Genomic DNA, 15,410 nt, shown 5'->3' on the forward strand with positions numbered 1-15,410 from the left:
ATACCCAGAACACTCTTACGCAGCATGGTGGTCTTCATGGAGAAAGCTCCTTCGGGGGTTGGCCCACACACGCGAGGGGGATCAGCGCGCGGGGCAAGCACCACGAACAGAGGCGCTCAAAACACAAGGGGGAAAGTCTCAAGGTCCGGCAGGCTTCACAAGCCGGGAGGCTCGGGCGCCGGGACCATGTGCAACGACCGCCTGCCCGCCATCATTCCGGGGCTTGGCCATCCACCCGGCCGCGCCGGAGGGGCCTGCTACTGCGGTCGTACGGGATATGTAACGACCGCGGGCCGGCCACGATTCCGGGCTCAGGGTGCCGCCGGTCACCGGATCTCCCGGACAGACCGGCACGCACGCACCGGGGGGCCAAGCCGCCCCACCCCCTACCGCGAACAGCCGGCGCGAACCGGCCTGCACAGACGGACCCGCCCGTAGGCCCCAGACCGGACAACCAACCCACCCGCGCCAGTTATCCCGCCAACCCGCCCCCTGCGGTTAGCCCCGGCTGAAAACGCCACCACCACCCCGTTGATCAAGAAGTTTGCGCACTCACCGGGCGTCACAGCGTGCCCAAACTTCTTGATCAACGATCAGGAGAGGGGGTTGGTGGCCGGGCGGGGGCTGCGCGATTGGGTACGGCTGCGGGCGGTTGGCTAGGAGGTCGGGGCGATCCGTGCCTGGACCTTCGTCGCGCAGGCGGAGACGACGGACCGGGCGTCCAGGCCCAGGCTCTCGATGGCGACGAGGGCGGTGAGGACGACGTCGGCCAGCTCGGCGGCCACGTCCTCCCGGGTGTGCGTGACGCCTTTGCGCGGGTTCTGCCCGACCATGCCGATCCACGCGCCGGCGACCTCGCCCGCCTCCTCGGTGAGCTTGAGGATCCGGCAGGTCAGCTCGGCCCGGTCGGTGCCGTTCGCGGCGTCCAACCACCCGCGGGAGGCCCGGGCCGCATCCCAGATCAACTCGTCCACGCCGATCAGTGAACCGGACGGTGGTGACGATCCGTACCCCGGGGCGGTCGGCGCACCACGTCGACCCGGTGGCGGCGACGAGGCCGCCACCTATCCGGAAGGGACGTGTCGGTGATGCCGGAGGCCGTCGAGTCGGTGTTCGCCAGTGTGGTCAGCCGCAACCCCGGGGAACCGGAGTTCCACCAGGCGGTACGGGAGGTGCTGGAGAGCATCGGCCCCGCCCTGGCCCGTCACCCCGAGTACGCGCGGGCCCGGATCATCGAGCGGATCTGCGAGCCGGAGCGGCAGGTGATCTTCCGGGTGCCCTGGGAGGACGACCACGGCCGGGTCCGGGTCAACCGGGGCTTCCGGGTGGAGTTCAACAGCGCCCTGGGCCCGTTCAAGGGCGGCCTGCGCTTCCACCCGTCGGTCTACCTCGGGATCGTCAAGTTCCTCGGCTTCGAGCAGATCTTCAAGAACGCGCTGACCGGGCTGCCGATCGGCGGCGGCAAGGGCGGCGCGGACTTCAACCCGAAGGGCCGCTCGGACCGGGAGGTGATGCGCTTCTGCCAGAGTTTCATGACCGAGCTGTACCGGCACATCGGCGAGCAGACCGACGTGCCGGCCGGAGACATCGGGGTCGGTGGACGGGAGATCGGCTACCTGTTCGGCCAGTACAAGCGGATCACCAACCGGTACGAGTCGGGGGTCCTGACCGGCAAGGGCCTGTCGTACGGCGGTGCGCAGGTGCGCACCGAGGCGACCGGGTACGGCGCGGTCTTCTTCGCCGAGGAGATGCTCAAGCAGACCGGGGACAGCCTGGACGGCAAGCGGGTGGTGGTCTCCGGCTCCGGCAACGTGGCCACGTACGCCATCGAGAAGGTGCACCAGCTCGGCGGCACGGTGGTGGCGTGCTCCGATTCGGACGGCTACGTGCTGGACGAGAAGGGCATCGACCTGACGCTGCTGCGCGAGCTGAAGGAGGAGCGCCGGGCCCGGCTCGACGACTACGTCCGGCACGTGCCGCACGCGGTGGCGGTCTCCGGTCGTACCGTCTGGGAGGTTCCCTGCGACCTGGCCCTGCCCTGCGCGACGCAGAACGAGATCGGCGGCGCGGAGGCGGCCGCCCTGGTGGCCGGCGGCTGCGTGGCGGTGGTGGAGGGGGCGAACATGCCCACCACCCCGGAGGCGGTGCGCATCCTCGGGCGGGCCGGGGTGCGGTTCGCGCCGGGCAAGGCGGCCAACGCGGGCGGGGTGGCGGTGAGCGCGCTGGAGATGCAGCAGAACGCCAGCCGGGACTCGTGGACCTTCGCCCAGTCGGAGCAGCGGCTGCGGGAGACCATGCGGGACATCCACGCGCGCTGCTGGGCCACCGCGGAGGAGTACGGCCTGCCGGGCGACTACGTCGCGGGCGCCAACATCAACGGCTTCCGCCGGGTGGCCGAGGCGATGCTGGCGCACGGTCTGGTCTGAGCCGGACGCCCGGACCGGGCGGTCAGTCGGAATCGGCTGACCGTTCGGTCAGCAGGGCATTGACACCGCTCGACCGGCGGGCCTAGCTTCGGTTCGCTACCGGTCGGTAGGCACCGTCCCGCCCGGCCGCCCCAGATGGGCGGCACCATCCCCGGGAGAGCGATGAAGCTGTCCTCCTCCACCCGTCCCCTCCGCCGCCTCTTCGCCACCGGCGCGGCACTGGCCCTCGCCGTCGGGCTCGCCGGCGCGGCCCCGGCCGCCGCCGCCGGCCGTGACGGCGACGACTCGCAGCCGTTGCCCGGCTACACCATCAGCAACCCGCCGCTCGCCCCGCTGGTCGTCGGCGGCTCCCCCAGCACTGTTCGCCAGGGCGTGCACCGGCACGCCGGCTACATCATCGAGACCCCGGCGAACTGGAACGGCGAGCTGGTCCTGTGGGCGCACGGCTACCGTGGCCAGACCACCGTGCTCTCCCCCGAGCCGCCCGGCTTCGGGCTGCGCCAGCGCCTGCTCGACCAGGGGTACGCCTGGGCCGCGTCGTCGTACACCACCAACGGCTTCGACATCCGTTCTGGGGTGGTCAGCACCCGGGAGCTCAGCGACCTCTTCGCCAGCACGGTCCAGCGTCCCAAGCGGACGTACCTGACCGGGGTGTCGATGGGCGGCTACATCATCGGCCGGTCGCTGGAGCAGTACCCCGGCCACTACGCCGGCGGGCTGCCCATGTGCGGGGTCCTCGGCGACCACGAGCTGCTCGACTTCTACCTGGACTACAACCTGGTCGCCCAGGCGCTCGCGGACGTCCGGGCGTACCCGACGACGCCGGACTACCTGAGCAACGCGGTGCCGCGGATCCAGGTCGCGCTCGGCCTCGCCGGGCTGACCCCGACCGGGCCGGACACCACCAACGACCTCGGCAAGCAGCTGCGGGAGATCACCGTCAACCGCTCCGGCGGCCCGCGGCCGGGCGCGGCGGCGTCCTTCGCGGTCTGGAAGGACTTCCTCTTCGCGATCAGCACCACCAACGGCGGGACCTCCCCCGCTCAGCGGCCGGGGCAGCTTGCCACCAACCTGCTCACCCGCTACACCCCGAACAGCCCGGTGGACGTCAACGCGACCGTGCAGCGGGTGGCTCCGGAGAACCTGTGGCAGCGGCTGTCGCCGACGTTGACCGAGGTGCCGCGGATCGCCGGTCGACCCACCGCACCGGTGCTGAGCCTGCACGACCTCGGTGACCTCTTCGTACCGTTCTCGATGGAGCAGGCGTACGCCCGCGACGCCGCGCGGCACGGCCGCAGCCGGCTGGTCGTCCAGCGGGCGGTACGGGCCACCCAGCACTGTGAGTTCAGCCAGGCCGAGGCCGGCGCCGCCTGGGACGACCTGGTCTCCTGGGTACGCACCGGCCACCGCCCGGCCGGCGACCCGGTGACCGACCCGAAGGCGGTGGCCGCGCCGGACTTCGGCTGCCGGTTCAGCGACCGGGCCGCGTACGCCGCCGGCACCGGCACCCGCCGGCTCTACCCGGCCTGCCCCTGACGGCCCGCCGACCCGCCGGAACGCACCGGCGGGTCGGCGTATCCGGACGCGGACGCGGACGGACGCCCGCCGGACCTGGGTCCGACGGGCGTCCGTTCCCTCGTTCCGGGCACCGCCCGGGGTGCCGGGTCAGCGGGTCATCCCGAACCGCTCGCGACGCCGCCAGGCGAACCGCTCAGCATCAGGACCGCACAGGCGCCGACCAGACCGCCGCCCACCTTCAGCGGGGTACCGAGGCTGTCACCGGCCACCGGCAGGCCGCCGCCACCACGCGACTTCTTCGGCAGCACGGTGAGGGGTCGCGCTGGCCGTTCGCCCGGAGGTGCGCCCGGTGGCGGTGAAGGTGAACTCGCCGGCGTCGGACGGCCGGTAGCTGACCGTGAACCGGCCCGCCGCGTTGGTCTGGGCGGTGAAGTGCCGCGACCCTGGCTGCGGGTGTGCCACCGCCGCCATCGCGACGGTGGTCCCGTCACTGCGCCGGGCCGGCGCCTGGCCGGGTACTGGTGTCAGGTGCCGTTATTCGTAACTGGAGAGCCGACAATCCCTTTTCAGGAAGATCGTTCGGATGACCGGATCGACTGCCGACCGGTCGCCACGTCGCTCAGCAGCCCCTCGATCCGGTCCACGCCGGCTTGCAGGGACATCTCCCGCTGGTAGATCTCCCGGCCGCGGCGACCCATCTCGGCCCGGGCCGCCGCCGGGATGGTGGACGCCAGCCAGAACCGGTCGGCCAGCGTGGCCCAGTCCTCGGGCGGGCAGGACAGACCGGCCCGGGCCCGCTCCACCAGCTCGACGGTGTCACCGCCCGCCGCGGCGACCACCGGGGAGGCGCAGGCCAGGGCGGCCTGAAGCTTGCCGGGGACGGTGCCCCGCAGCTCCGGAAGGTCGCGCAACATCACCAGCTGGTAGTCGGCGGCGGCGTAGAGGTCGGGCATGTCGACCGGCGAGCGGCGTTCCACGAAGCGGACGTTCTCCGCGTGCAGCTCGGCGGCGAGCCCCCGCACCCGCCGCTCCTCCGCACCCGACCCGACCAGCACCAGGTCCATCCGGCCCTCGAGGGCCGCCGCCGCGCGAACGGCCGTCTCCAGCCCCTGCCGTACGCCGATCGTGCCGGCGTGCATCACCACACACCGCCCGTGGCGTCGGATCAGCTGCTGGGCGGCCCGGCTCGGCCGCGCCGGCTGGAAGATCCGTTCGTCGGTCCAGTTCAGCACCACCCGGACCCGCTGCGGGTCCGCCCCGTCGGCGAGGACCAGGTCCCGCATGGACGGCGCGGTGACCGCGATCGCGTCGGCCTCCCGGTGCATCCGGCGCATGGTGGTCGCCATCCGACCGGGCCAGCCCCGTCGCTCGGGGCCCGCGCCCTCCTCCTCGGCCCAGAGATCCTGTACGTGCAGGACCGTCGGCACCTGGCCGAGCAGTCGCGACAGGCCGGCGGTGGCGAAGGTCGTCGCCGGGAGCTGGAAGACGTAGAGCACGTCCACATCGGCCAGGTAGCGGCGCCCGGCCACCGCGGCGCTACCCGCGAAGGAGAGGTAGCTGGCCATCCGTGCGCCGGTGGAGCCGTCGCCGCCGGCGTAGCGCGGCACCCGGCGCACGGTCAGCCGCTCGCTGTGGGTCAGGTGTCGCCACCGCTGCCGCCACCCCGGGTAGACATGCCCGCCCGGGTAGTCCGGGAAGCCGGTGAGCACCCGGACCTCGTGCCCACGCCGGGCCAGTTCCTCCGCGAGGCTGCCCGGGATGAAGGCCGGCTCCGGCGGAAAGTGGTACGACAGGATGCCGATCCTCATCGCCGCGTCCCCGTCCCGCTGATCGGCGCGGCACCGGGGCGGGCGGGGCCTCCCGCCACATAGGATGCCGGCACCCCCTCCGCGTCCGGCGGCGACCGCCGGAGCACCGCCGTCGCGGCGTCGGATCCCGCGACCCAGACGACGAGAGGGACCGTGATGACCGATCGGGTACTCATCGTGTGCCATGCCAACATGTGCCGGTCACCGATGGCCGAGTACATCGCCCGGCACCTGCTCGGCGACCGGCCGATCGCGGTGGCCAGCGCCGGCACCCACGCCGCGCCCGGCCGCCCGATGCACCCGTACGCGGCGGAGATCGCCGCGGAGACCGGCGCCGACCCGGCCGCCTTCGTCAGCCGCGAGCTGCGCCCCGAGCAGCTCGCCGAGGCGACCCTGGTGCTGACCGCGACCCGGGGCCAGCGCTCGGCCTGTACGTCACTCGCCCCGGGTGTGCTGCACCGGACCTTCACGCTGCGCCAGTTCGCCCGGCTCGCGGCGGCCGCCGACCCACCGGCGGAGCCGGCCGACGCGCCGCTGCGGGCCGCCGTGCGGGCGGCCGCCCGCGCCCGGGGGCGGCTGCAACCCGCCCCCGGGGACGCGGACGACCTGCGGGACCCCGTCGGTGGCACCCCCGCCGACTTTCGGCGCTGCGCCGAGGAGATCGAACGGTCGATGCGACCGGTGCTGGCGCTCATCGGGGCAACCGGCTGAGTTCCTGCGTCCGGTCACCGACGCCGTCGAACCCACCGTGCTCGCCCCGGCCCGCGGCCGGCGCCCCCTCGGTGGGAATCGACGGCGTCCGGGTGTTGGCGATCCGGTAGGCCTCGTACTGGTACGCGTCGGCCTTGGCCACCTTGGTCATGTTGAGCACGCAGCCGAGCAGGCGTACCGAGACCGAGTGCAGCGACCGGGCCGCCGCGGCCACCTGGGTCCGCGAGGTCCGCCCCTGCTGGGTGACCAGGAGGGCGCCGTCGGCCTGCACGGCCACCACCACACCGTCGGTGACGGCGAGCAGCGGGGCGGTGTCGATGACCACGATGTCGGCGGACTCCCGCAGGGCGAGCAGCAGGTCGGCCATCGCCTTGGAGCCGAGCAGCTCGCTCGGGTTCGGCGGGGCCGAGCCGCTCGGGAGCACCAGCATCGACTTCTCGCCCCAGCGCTGCACCACGTCGCCCACCTGCACGTCGCCGACCAGCACGTCGGTCAGGCCCACGCCGCCGTCGAGCCCGAGGTAGTCGGCCACCTTCGGGCGGCGTAGGTCGGCGTCGACCAGCAGCACCCGCCACCCGGCCTCGGCCAGGGCGATCGCCAGGTTGCAGGAGAGCGTGGTCTTCCCCTCGCCCTGCAGCGCGCTGGTGACGGCGATGACCCGGGCCGGCTCGTGGGCGTCCACGAAGCGCAGGTTGGTACGCAGCTTCCGGACCGCCTCGGCACGGACCGAGGTGGCGGCCTCGCCGACGATCAGCGGGGCGGCCTTGGCCCCCGCCTCGAAGGGGATCTCGCCGAGCAGCGGGCTGCCGGTGACCCGCTGGAGGCCGGCGGCGTCGCGCAGCCGCACGTCGACCATGCCGCGGAGCACGGCCAGCGCGGCGCCGAGCAGCAGGCCGATCACGCCGCCGAGGATCAGGTTGCGGGTGGGTTGGGGCTCGACCGGGTCGGAACTGACCCGCGGGCCGCCGACCACCTCGATCTTGATGGGAGACGGCTTGCCGTCGCTGGTGGTCTCGACCTTCTGCACCAGCTCGACGAACTTCGCCGAGAGCGCCTCGATGACCTTCAGCGCCCGGGTCTGGTCGGTGTCGGTGACGGTGGCGCGCAGCAGGACGGTTCCGGTCTCGGTCGAGGTGGCGACCCGGCGCTGCACGTCGGCCGCGGTGAGGCCGATCGTGTTGTCGGCGACCACGCTCTGCGCCAGGCGGTCGCTGCGCAGCAGGTCGGCGTACGACTTGACGCGCTGCTGGAGGAAGAGGCTGCCCTGGTACGCGTCGGTGACCCCCTGGCTCGGGGTGGTGACGAAGTAGGTCACCGAGGCGACGTACCGGGGCGCCGTGCGGACGGTGATCAGCGCCGCCGAGCCGACCGCCAGCATGAGCGTGACCAGGACGATCCACCAGTGTCGGCGGACCAGGCGAAGGCAGGTCCGAACGTCCATCACGCCCTCCGTTCCGCCGGGACGGCTAGCCGGTGAAACTGCACGAATTCCCCCTAAAGTCCGCATACGGCATGTCAGCATCCAATCAACCCGAAGAGGTGATGAGGCGACGAAACGAATGTAGACGATCGAACTTCGTAGCAGAGCCGATTCCTCGCAATCGTGGAGCAAATCGCAGAGGACAACCCATCGACCACGAAGCCCGCCCGGCCGGCAGCCCCTCCATCGCGCGAGGTGACTGGGTCACCCGTCGCGCGAAGACCCTCTCTCTGCTAACGCTCGACACGGGCGCGTGGTGCGCCGGCTTTCTGATCGCGGCCTGGGCAGGGTACGAATTCGGGCTCACCCCCCGGCAGTGCGCGCTCGCGGTGGCCACCGCGCCGAGGGGATCGCCCGCGTCATCGCCGAGCGGCCGCCGGACATCGTGTTCCACGCCGCCGCCCTCAAGCACCTGACGCTGCTGCAACGCCATCCGGGCGAGGCGATCAAGACCAATGTGTACGGGACGCTGAACGTCCTGGAGGCCTGCCGCGACGTGGCCGAGCTCATCTCCACCGACAAGGCGGCCAACCCGGCCAGTGTGCGGGCCTACAGCAAGCGGATCACCGAGCGGCTCACGGCCCACTACGCGGAGCGGCTCGACCGGGCCTTCCTGAGCGTCCGCTTCGGCAACGTGCTGAGCAGTCGGGGGTCGGTCCTCACCGCCTTCCAGGCGCAGCTGGAGGCCGGCGTGCCGATCACCGTCACGCACCCGGACGTGACCCGGTAATACATGACCGTGCAGGAGGCGGTCCACCTGGTGCTCCAGGCGGCGACCATCGGCCGGGGCGGCGAGGCGCTGGTGCTCGACATGGGCGAGCCGGTCCGCATCGCCGACGTGGCACGGCGGCTGGCGGCCGAGGCGCACACCCCCACCGAGATCGTCTTCACCGGCCTGCGCCCCAGGGAGAAGCTGCACGAGGACCTCTTCGGCACCGACGAGGTCGACAGCCGCCCGCTGCACCCGCTCATCTCGCACGTCCGGGTGCCGGCGCTCGCGCCGGATGAGGTCCGCGGCCTGGACCCGCACGCCGACCCGGACGAGCTGATCAAGCGGATGGCCGTGCTCTGCGAGGAGTCCGCGACGCCGATCAGCGCGCTACCCGGGCAGCGCTGGGCCCCCATCAGGACCATCGCGCACCCCCGCCGGCCGGCGGGGGTGGCGCGCCCGTCACCCGGTCAGCGCCGCCGGTCGGCGGCCCGTTCCTCGTCGGTCTCCTCGGTCTCCTGCAACGCCTCGGCGTACGGCTCGGTGAAGTCGTCGCCCGGGACCGCCACCGCCTCGGCCAGGTCCTGCTCGTCCGCCCGGCCGCCGGCCGGGGGTTCGGGGGCGGTGCTCTCGCCGGCGAAGCCGTACTCGTTCGGCTCGTCATGCCTGCTCATGAGGTTTCCTCCCGTTACGTACCGTTTGTCGTCCTGCCGCTGACCGTAGCCGGTGATCGTCGTACCCGCAGGGCGGTGGTCCCAGTCGTCGGCGCCGACAGCCCCGCCCAGAGCAGCTGGCGCAGCAGGATGATCGCGGCCGCCGTCGCCAGCGCCGTCCAGCTCCGGCCGGAGGTTAGGCGCAGCAGCCCGACGGCGAGCAGCAGGTCCAGCAGCACCCGCAGGGCGGCGCGCCAGGAACCGCCCGTGACCAGCACGACGGCCGCCGCCAGCAGCGCCGCCCCGGTCAGCACGGCGGCGGCGAGGGCGGTCATCCGGGCCGCCCGGCGTCCGGCACCTGCCGCTGCTCCTGGGCGATCTCGCGGCGCAGGAAGAAGTTCAGCGCGGTCCGGATGGTGGCGGTGGCCGCCAGCTGCCCCAACTGGACGAACGTGGGAGAGACCGCGGTACGCAGGATGTCCGCGGCGAGCTGGAACTCCAGGCCCAGGGTGAGAAAGCGGCCCAGCGAGAGCCGGATCGGGGTGAAGGCGGCGGCGCTGCGATGCCGCAGCCCCTCGACCACGAACCGCAGCGCCGCCCAGAGCGCGCCGACGAAGATGATTACCGCGCCGGCCGTCTCCACCACGGCGACGGCTACCTGGTCGCCGTGGCGGAGAAGTTCGTCCAGCGTCACCGGGGAGCGTTACCCGCCCCCGGCGCCACTAGTCGGCACGGTCAGGTGAGCTCCTGGACGGCCTCCAGGACCAGCCAGAGGCCACAGATGGCGAAGAGCACCGCGGCGCCGTACCGGATGGCCTTCTCCGGCAGGTGCCGGCCGAGCAGCCGACCGACCAGGATGGCGAGGGCGTCGGCGGCGACCATGCCCAGCGTCGAGCCGAGCCAGGTGCCGAACCATCCGTACTTGGTGGCCAGGGTGATGGTGGCGAGCATCGTCTTGTCGCCCAGCTCGGCGAGGAAGAACGCGACGCCGACGGCGATGACGGCCGACTTGCCGGTCTTCTCCGCCTTGCGCTTCTCCTCCTCGGTGAGCTTGTCGCCGCGCAGGGTCCACGCGCCGAAGCCGAGGAACGCCAGACCCGCGATCAGCGAGATCCAGCCGGTCGGCAGCGCCGCGTTCAGCCCGTACCCGATCGCCACCGACGCCAGGTGCACGATCGCGGTGGCGATCGTGATGCCGATGAGCACCGGCACCGGCTTGAACCGGGTGGCGAACGTCAGCGCCATGAGCTGGGACTTGTCGCCCAGTTCGGCGACGAAGATGACGCCGAAGCTGATCACCAGCGCGGCAAGAAAACCGTCCATGAGAACCTTCCCGATCACGCCGGGAGGAGGTACAGGGGCGCCCTCGACCCGGCTGCAACAGCCTGAGTCGAAGGTCTCGCCCGCCCCGCCGTCGGCGGGGCCGCGTGGCCGGGCGCGGAACGCGCCAGTGTGTCGACCACGACATTGGGGGCTACTCCCCTTCGCGCCCGCCAGCCTAGCCGACCGGCCCGGCGCCCGCGGCGCCGGGTGAACGGGGTCACCGCGGCGCAGCGCCGCCGGACCGGTCGGCGGCGGTCAGTCCGCCCGGGCCAGGGTCACCCCGAACAGCCCGTCCGGGTCGGTCCAGAACTCCTCCCGGGTGAAGCCGGCCGCCGCCAACTCGGCCGCGATCCCCTCCGGCCGGAACTTCGCCGACACCTCCGTGCGCAGCTCCTCGCCCTCGGCGAAGTCGACCTCCAGATCCAGCACGTGCACCCGCATCGGGCGCGTCGCCCGCAGCCGCATCTCGATCCACTCCCGGTCCGGGTTCCAGAGCGCCACGTGGGTGAAGGCCTCCGGGTCGAAGTCCGCGCCCAGTTCCCGGTTGACCACCCGGAGCACGTTGCGGTTGAACTCGGCGGTGACCCCGGCCGCGTCGTCGTACGCCGGCACCAGCACCGCCGGATCCTTGACCAGGTCGGTGCCGATCAGCAGCCAGTCCCCCGCCTCCAGCGCGGCCCGCATCGCGGCCAGGAAGTCGGCCCGCTCCTCCGGCAGCAGGTTGCCGATGGTGCCGCCGAGGAAGACCACCAGCCGCCGGCCACCGGTGGGCAGCCGGTCGAGCTGGTGGGTGAAGTCCCCGACGATGCCCCGGACCCGCAGCCCCGGGTAGTCGGTGGCGATCTGCTCGGTGGACTGCCGCAGCGCGCTGACCGAGACGTCCAGCGGGACGAAGGTGCCCAGCCCGCCGCGCCGGGTGAAGGCGTCCAGCAGCAGCCGGGTCTTCTCCGACGAGCCGGAGCCCAGCTCGATCAACGTCTTCGCCCCGGTCACCGCGGCGATGTCCGCCGCCCGCTCGGCCAGCACCGCCCGCTCGGCCCGGGTCGGGTAGTACTCCGGCAGCCTGGTGATCTCCTCGAACAGCTCGCTTCCCCGGGCGTCGTAGAACCACTTCGGTGGCAACCACTTCGGATCGTCGGTCAACCCGGCCCGTACGTCCTTCCGCAGCCCCAGGCCGAGGTCCTGCTCCTCCAGGTAGATCTCCAGTGGCTCCGCGCTCATGAGGTGTCCCTTTCCGTCGGCGAACATCCCTGTCTTCCACCCGCGAAACTTGTGCGGCTCACGCCTTCACCAGGGAATGCGTCCGCACCCCCGCCGAGGTCCCCACCACCAGCTGGCCGTCCGGCACCGACCGCCAGGCCGGGTCGTCGTCGAGCGGCTCCGAGGCCACCAGCACCGCCTCCGGCGTCACCCGCAGCGACAGGGCGTGGCCGGCGGTGGTGGCCACCACGGTCCGCCCGTCGGTCAGCAACAGGTTCAGCCGCGACCCGGGCGCGGCCGCCTCGACCTCGGCCGTGGTCGCGGCGATCGCCGTGGCCGGGTCGGCCCCGGCGCGCAGCCGGTCCCGGACCAACGCCCAGAGCAACGCCGCGTCGGTCGGAGCGTCCAGGGTGAGCAGGTCCCGGACCGGCAGCCGGGCGGCCAGCGGGACCGTCGAGTCGGGCCAGCCGCGGACCACCCCGTTGTGGCTGAACAGCCAGCGCCCCTCGGCGAAGGGCGCCGCGGCGGCCTCCGACACCGGCATGCCGACCGTGGCCGACCGGACCGCGGCCAGCACCGCCCCGCTGCTGGTCACGGCCGCCAGCTGAGGCAGCGCCGGATCACTCCAGATCGGCGTGGCCCGCCGGTAGCGGACCGGCTCGCCGGCGCCCCGGGACGCGCTGGTGGCCGGGCCCGGCTCGCGCCGCTGCCCGGGGGCCGGCTCGGCGGGATACCAGCCCACCCCGAAACCATCCGCGTTGATCGTCCCGCCGCCGCGCATGTCGCGCGGCGCCCAGGACTGCCGCGCCAGCGAGTACGGCGGGTCGAACAGCAGCGCGCCCAGGGTGACCGGCGGTCCGAGGTAGGCCAGGTGGCGGCACATCAGCGAGCCTCCCCGCTCACCCGTGCGCCTCCTCGGCCCGGGCGTCGCGGGCGCAGCGGAAGCCGCTGAAGATCTGCCGCCGGATCGGGTAGTCCCAGTTGCGGAAGGTGCCCCGGCAGGCCGACAGGTCGGTGCCGAACGAGCCGCCGCGCAGCACCCGGTAGTCGTCGCCGAAGAAGACCTCGGAGTACTCCCGGTAGGGGAAGGCGGTGAACCCGGGATGGCCGTGGAAGGTGGTCGAGGTCCACTCCCAGACGTCGCCGATCAGCTGGTGCACGCCGAGTGGCGAGGCCCCCGCCGGGTACGCCCCCACCGGCGCCGGCCACAGATGCCGCTGCCCAAGGTTGGCGTGGGCGGTGGTCGGGTCCTCGTCGCCCCAGGGGTAGCGCCGGGAACGGCCGGTCGCCGGGTCCCAGCGGGCCGCCTTCTCCCACTCCGCCTCGGTGGGCAGCCGCTTGCCCGCCCACGCCGCGAAGGCCTCCGCCTCGTACCAGCAGACGTGCACCACCGGCTCGTCGTCGCGCACCGCCGACCAGCGGCCGAACCGCCGGTACGCCCACCCGTCGCCGTCCCGACGCCAGTGCATCGGCGCGGTCAGCCCCACCTCCGTGCGGTGCCGCCATCCCGCCGCGCTCCACCAGCGCGGGTCGTCGTACCCGCCGGCGGCGATGAACTGCCGGTAGGCGCCGTTGGTGACCGGGGCCGCGTCGATGACGTACGCCGGCAGGTCGACGACGTGCGCCGGGCGCTCGTTGTCCAGCGCCCACGGGTCGGTGTCGGTGCCCATGGTGAACTGGCCGGCCGGCACCAGCACCTCGCCGCCGACCCGCGCCGCCGGCTCGGGCGGCGGGGGCGCGTTCAGCACCGCCGGGCCGGAGCGCAGCTGGTGGGTGGCGAGCATGGTCTCGTCGTGCTGCTGCTCGTGCTGGACGATCATCCCGAAGGCGAACCCGTCGACAAGCAGCGGACGGTCGGTGAACGGCACCCGGTCCAGCAGGTCGTGGACCTTGTCCCGGACGGTGGCGAGGTAGGCCCGCGCCTCGGCCGGCGGCAGCAGGGGCAGCGCGGGTCGGTCCCGGCGAGGTTGTTTGAACGCGTCGTAGAGGTCGTCGATGTCGTGCCGGACCGGCTCGCGTCCGCCCACGTCGCGGACCAGCCAGAGCTCCTCCTGGTTGCCCACGTGGGCGAGGTCCCAGACCAGCGGGGACATCAGCGGCGAATGCTGGCGCATCAGGTCGTCCTCGTCGACCGCGTCGGTCAGCAGCGTGGTCCGGGCGCGGGTGCGCTCCAGCTCCGCCGCGATCCGACTGCGCAGCTGCTCCGCGCCGAGCCGTTCGGTGGTCGTACCGGTCACCGGTGTCCCCTCTCCGCGGCGGTGCGTCGCCGCCGGATGTGTCTGCTCGTCTCCTCGTGGGTGTGCCGCGGCAGCTCCAGCCCGGGCAGCGCCGCCAGTGCCAGGTCGAGCAGGTCCGCGGCGGCGGCGGCCAGCGACGGGTCGGCCAGCCCGTGGCGGGCCGCGGCGTGCCAGCGGTCGGCCACCGGCTCGCCGACCGCCCGGGCCGCCCGGACGGTCTCGGCCCCGGTGAGCAGCGCGGTCAGCACGGCGAGCGGGACGGTCCAGTCCCGGCCGGGCTGCGCGTCCAGATAGCGGATCTCCAGGTAACCGCGCGGGCGCACCGGCGGGAACAGGGTGCTGACGTGGTATTCCAGGTCGTCCGTGGTGGGCGGGTGGGGCAGCGCGCCGTCGAGCCAGTCGGCGAAGGTGACCCCGTCCGGCGGCGTCCAGTCCGGACCGTCGTGGCGCAGGCAGAGCAGCGGCGCGGCGAGGACGTACCGGGTCCAGGCGGCGACCGGGTCCTCCTCCGTTCGGTACGGCGACCAGACCGGCCGGGTACGGGCCGGGTCGATGCCCAGCCAGGCGGCCATCCGCGCGGACGCCCAACCGGTGCGCCGCCCGGCGTGCCGGTCGGCGGTGGCGAAGGCGGCCAGCAGCGGCGGCCCGATCGCGTGCACGGCGGCCCAGCGGGCGGCGAGTTCGGCCGGCTCCCCCGCGTCGAGGCAGACCTGGAGCCCGGCGGTGCTGTACATCATCGTCCGGCCGGCGGCCCCACGCCGGTCGAAGACGCAGCGCATGGCCCGGTAACGCGGGGTCTCGACGACGGGCCGGGGCGGCCGCCACGGGTCGATGCCGGTGCGGCCGAGCACCAGCCCGGCGCGATCCAGCAGGAGGATCAGTTCGGCGATGTCGGCCTCGGTGGCCGAGATGAGCGCGGCGACGGAGGGTCGCGGCGGGGTGGAGACCTCCACCTGTCCCCCGGGCTCCACGGTCACGGTGCCACCGTGCCGGAGCGGTCTGGCCGGACTCGCGGGGTCCAGTGTCACGGGGCTGTACGGCCCCAGCGCCGCCCGCAGCCGCTCCCGGTCCACCGGTCGAGCGGGGTCGGCGGCGTCGTGCACGGTCCATTCCAGTTCGACGCCGGTGAAGACCGGTGGCCCGGTCTTGAAGCAGATCCGGGCCAGGTGGCCCTCCGCGGCGGCCACATCCCCCAGGACAATCGTCCGGTCCAGCTCAGGCGACGTCACCACGAGAAGGCCCCCTCCCGACGCTGGGATCCGACGCACCGCCACGGTGGTGTCGGCCGCTCCCGGCCGGGCCCCCCGCAGTCCCATCTTCTGTCTATCAGACGGGGTCCGCCGGG

The 15,410-nt window shown here is 73.2% G+C and carries 15 protein-coding genes and 1 pseudogene; 4 read left to right on the forward strand and 12 right to left on the reverse strand.

Going from position 1 to position 15,410, the window contains the following annotated elements:
• Nucleotides 1-656: 656 nt before the first annotated feature.
• A complete protein-coding gene (locus AC5RWQ_RS05480; RefSeq protein ID WP_494281643.1) occupies nt 657-974 on the reverse strand; it encodes a MazG-like family protein in 318 nt (105 codons plus the stop codon).
• A 114-nt stretch (nt 975-1,088) separates the two neighbouring features.
• Between AC5RWQ_RS05480 and gdhA the strand changes: the two genes are divergently transcribed.
• Together gdhA and AC5RWQ_RS05490 are read left to right on the forward strand one after the other, a co-directional pair.
• Entirely contained in the window at nt 1,089-2,426 is a 1,338-nt protein-coding gene (gene gdhA / locus AC5RWQ_RS05485; protein WP_494281644.1) for an NADP-specific glutamate dehydrogenase, read from the forward strand.
• A 162-nt stretch (nt 2,427-2,588) separates the two neighbouring features.
• Nucleotides 2,589-3,962, forward strand: a complete 1,374-nt coding sequence (locus tag AC5RWQ_RS05490; RefSeq protein WP_494281645.1) for a hypothetical protein — start codon at nt 2,589-2,591, stop codon at nt 3,960-3,962.
• A 137-nt stretch (nt 3,963-4,099) separates the two neighbouring features.
• On the opposite strand, the gene AC5RWQ_RS05495 is transcribed toward AC5RWQ_RS05490, so the two are convergent.
• Complete coding sequence (locus AC5RWQ_RS05495; RefSeq protein WP_494281646.1) at nt 4,100-4,252, reverse strand: hypothetical protein; 153 nt, start codon at nt 4,250-4,252, stop codon at nt 4,100-4,102.
• A 258-nt stretch (nt 4,253-4,510) separates the two neighbouring features.
• A complete protein-coding gene (locus tag AC5RWQ_RS05500) occupies nt 4,511-5,752 on the reverse strand; it encodes a glycosyltransferase family 4 protein (RefSeq protein WP_494281647.1) in 1,242 nt (413 codons plus the stop codon).
• 156 nt (nt 5,753-5,908) lie between these two features.
• Here AC5RWQ_RS05500 and AC5RWQ_RS05505 point away from each other — a divergent pair, with 156 nt between their 5' ends.
• A complete protein-coding gene (locus tag AC5RWQ_RS05505) occupies nt 5,909-6,463 on the forward strand; it encodes an arsenate reductase/protein-tyrosine-phosphatase family protein (protein ID WP_494281648.1) in 555 nt (184 codons plus the stop codon).
• On the opposite strand, the gene AC5RWQ_RS05510 is transcribed toward AC5RWQ_RS05505, so the two are convergent.
• Nucleotides 6,444-7,904 carry a tyrosine-protein kinase domain-containing protein gene (locus AC5RWQ_RS05510; RefSeq protein ID WP_494281649.1) on the reverse strand — a complete coding sequence of 487 codons (1,461 nt, stop codon included), beginning with the start codon at nt 7,902-7,904 and terminating at the stop codon, nt 6,444-6,446. The genes AC5RWQ_RS05505 and AC5RWQ_RS05510 overlap by 20 nt on opposite strands.
• A 379-nt stretch (nt 7,905-8,283) precedes the next feature.
• Between AC5RWQ_RS05510 and AC5RWQ_RS05515 the strand changes: the two are divergent.
• Nucleotides 8,284-9,057, forward strand: a pseudogene (locus AC5RWQ_RS05515) (polysaccharide biosynthesis protein); the annotation flags it as partial.
• A 65-nt stretch (nt 9,058-9,122) separates the two neighbouring features.
• Here the strand turns inward: AC5RWQ_RS05515 and AC5RWQ_RS05520 are convergent.
• The 8 genes from AC5RWQ_RS05520 to egtA all read right to left on the reverse strand — a co-directional run bounded on the left by AC5RWQ_RS05520 (nt 9,123) and on the right by egtA (nt 15,297).
• The gene (locus AC5RWQ_RS05520; protein ID WP_494282016.1) at nt 9,123-9,326 is read right to left on the reverse strand and encodes a hypothetical protein; all 204 of its coding nucleotides are present in this window, start codon (nt 9,324-9,326) and stop codon (nt 9,123-9,125) included.
• A gap of 14 nt (nt 9,327-9,340) precedes the next feature.
• The gene (locus AC5RWQ_RS05525; RefSeq protein WP_494281650.1) at nt 9,341-9,640 is read right to left on the reverse strand and encodes a hypothetical protein; all 300 of its coding nucleotides are present in this window, start codon (nt 9,638-9,640) and stop codon (nt 9,341-9,343) included.
• Nucleotides 9,637-9,999, reverse strand: coding sequence for a DUF1622 domain-containing protein (locus AC5RWQ_RS05530; RefSeq protein WP_494281651.1), 363 nt, complete (start codon nt 9,997-9,999; stop codon nt 9,637-9,639). The genes AC5RWQ_RS05525 and AC5RWQ_RS05530 overlap by 4 nt, the downstream gene beginning before the upstream one ends.
• Nucleotides 10,000-10,040: 41 nt before the next feature.
• Nucleotides 10,041-10,628: a TMEM165/GDT1 family protein gene (locus tag AC5RWQ_RS05535; protein ID WP_334493725.1), complete on the reverse strand. Its 588-nt coding sequence runs from the start codon at nt 10,626-10,628 to the stop codon at nt 10,041-10,043.
• A 255-nt stretch (nt 10,629-10,883) separates the two neighbouring features.
• Nucleotides 10,884-11,849, reverse strand: a complete 966-nt coding sequence (gene egtD, locus AC5RWQ_RS05540; RefSeq protein ID WP_494281652.1) for an L-histidine N(alpha)-methyltransferase — start codon at nt 11,847-11,849, stop codon at nt 10,884-10,886.
• A 58-nt stretch (nt 11,850-11,907) separates the two neighbouring features.
• Entirely contained in the window at nt 11,908-12,711 is an 804-nt protein-coding gene (gene egtC, locus AC5RWQ_RS05545; protein ID WP_494281653.1) for an ergothioneine biosynthesis protein EgtC, read from the reverse strand.
• 16 nt (nt 12,712-12,727) lie between these two features.
• Nucleotides 12,728-14,065, reverse strand: coding sequence for an ergothioneine biosynthesis protein EgtB (gene egtB / locus AC5RWQ_RS05550; RefSeq protein WP_494281654.1), 1,338 nt, complete (start codon nt 14,063-14,065; stop codon nt 12,728-12,730).
• Nucleotides 14,062-15,297, reverse strand: a complete 1,236-nt coding sequence (gene egtA, locus AC5RWQ_RS05555) for an ergothioneine biosynthesis glutamate--cysteine ligase EgtA (protein WP_494281655.1) — start codon at nt 15,295-15,297, stop codon at nt 14,062-14,064. The genes egtB and egtA overlap by 4 nt, the downstream gene beginning before the upstream one ends.
• Nucleotides 15,298-15,410: the final 113 nt, after the last annotated feature.

The sequence above is a fragment of the Micromonospora sp. BS32 genome (assembly GCF_059089345.1).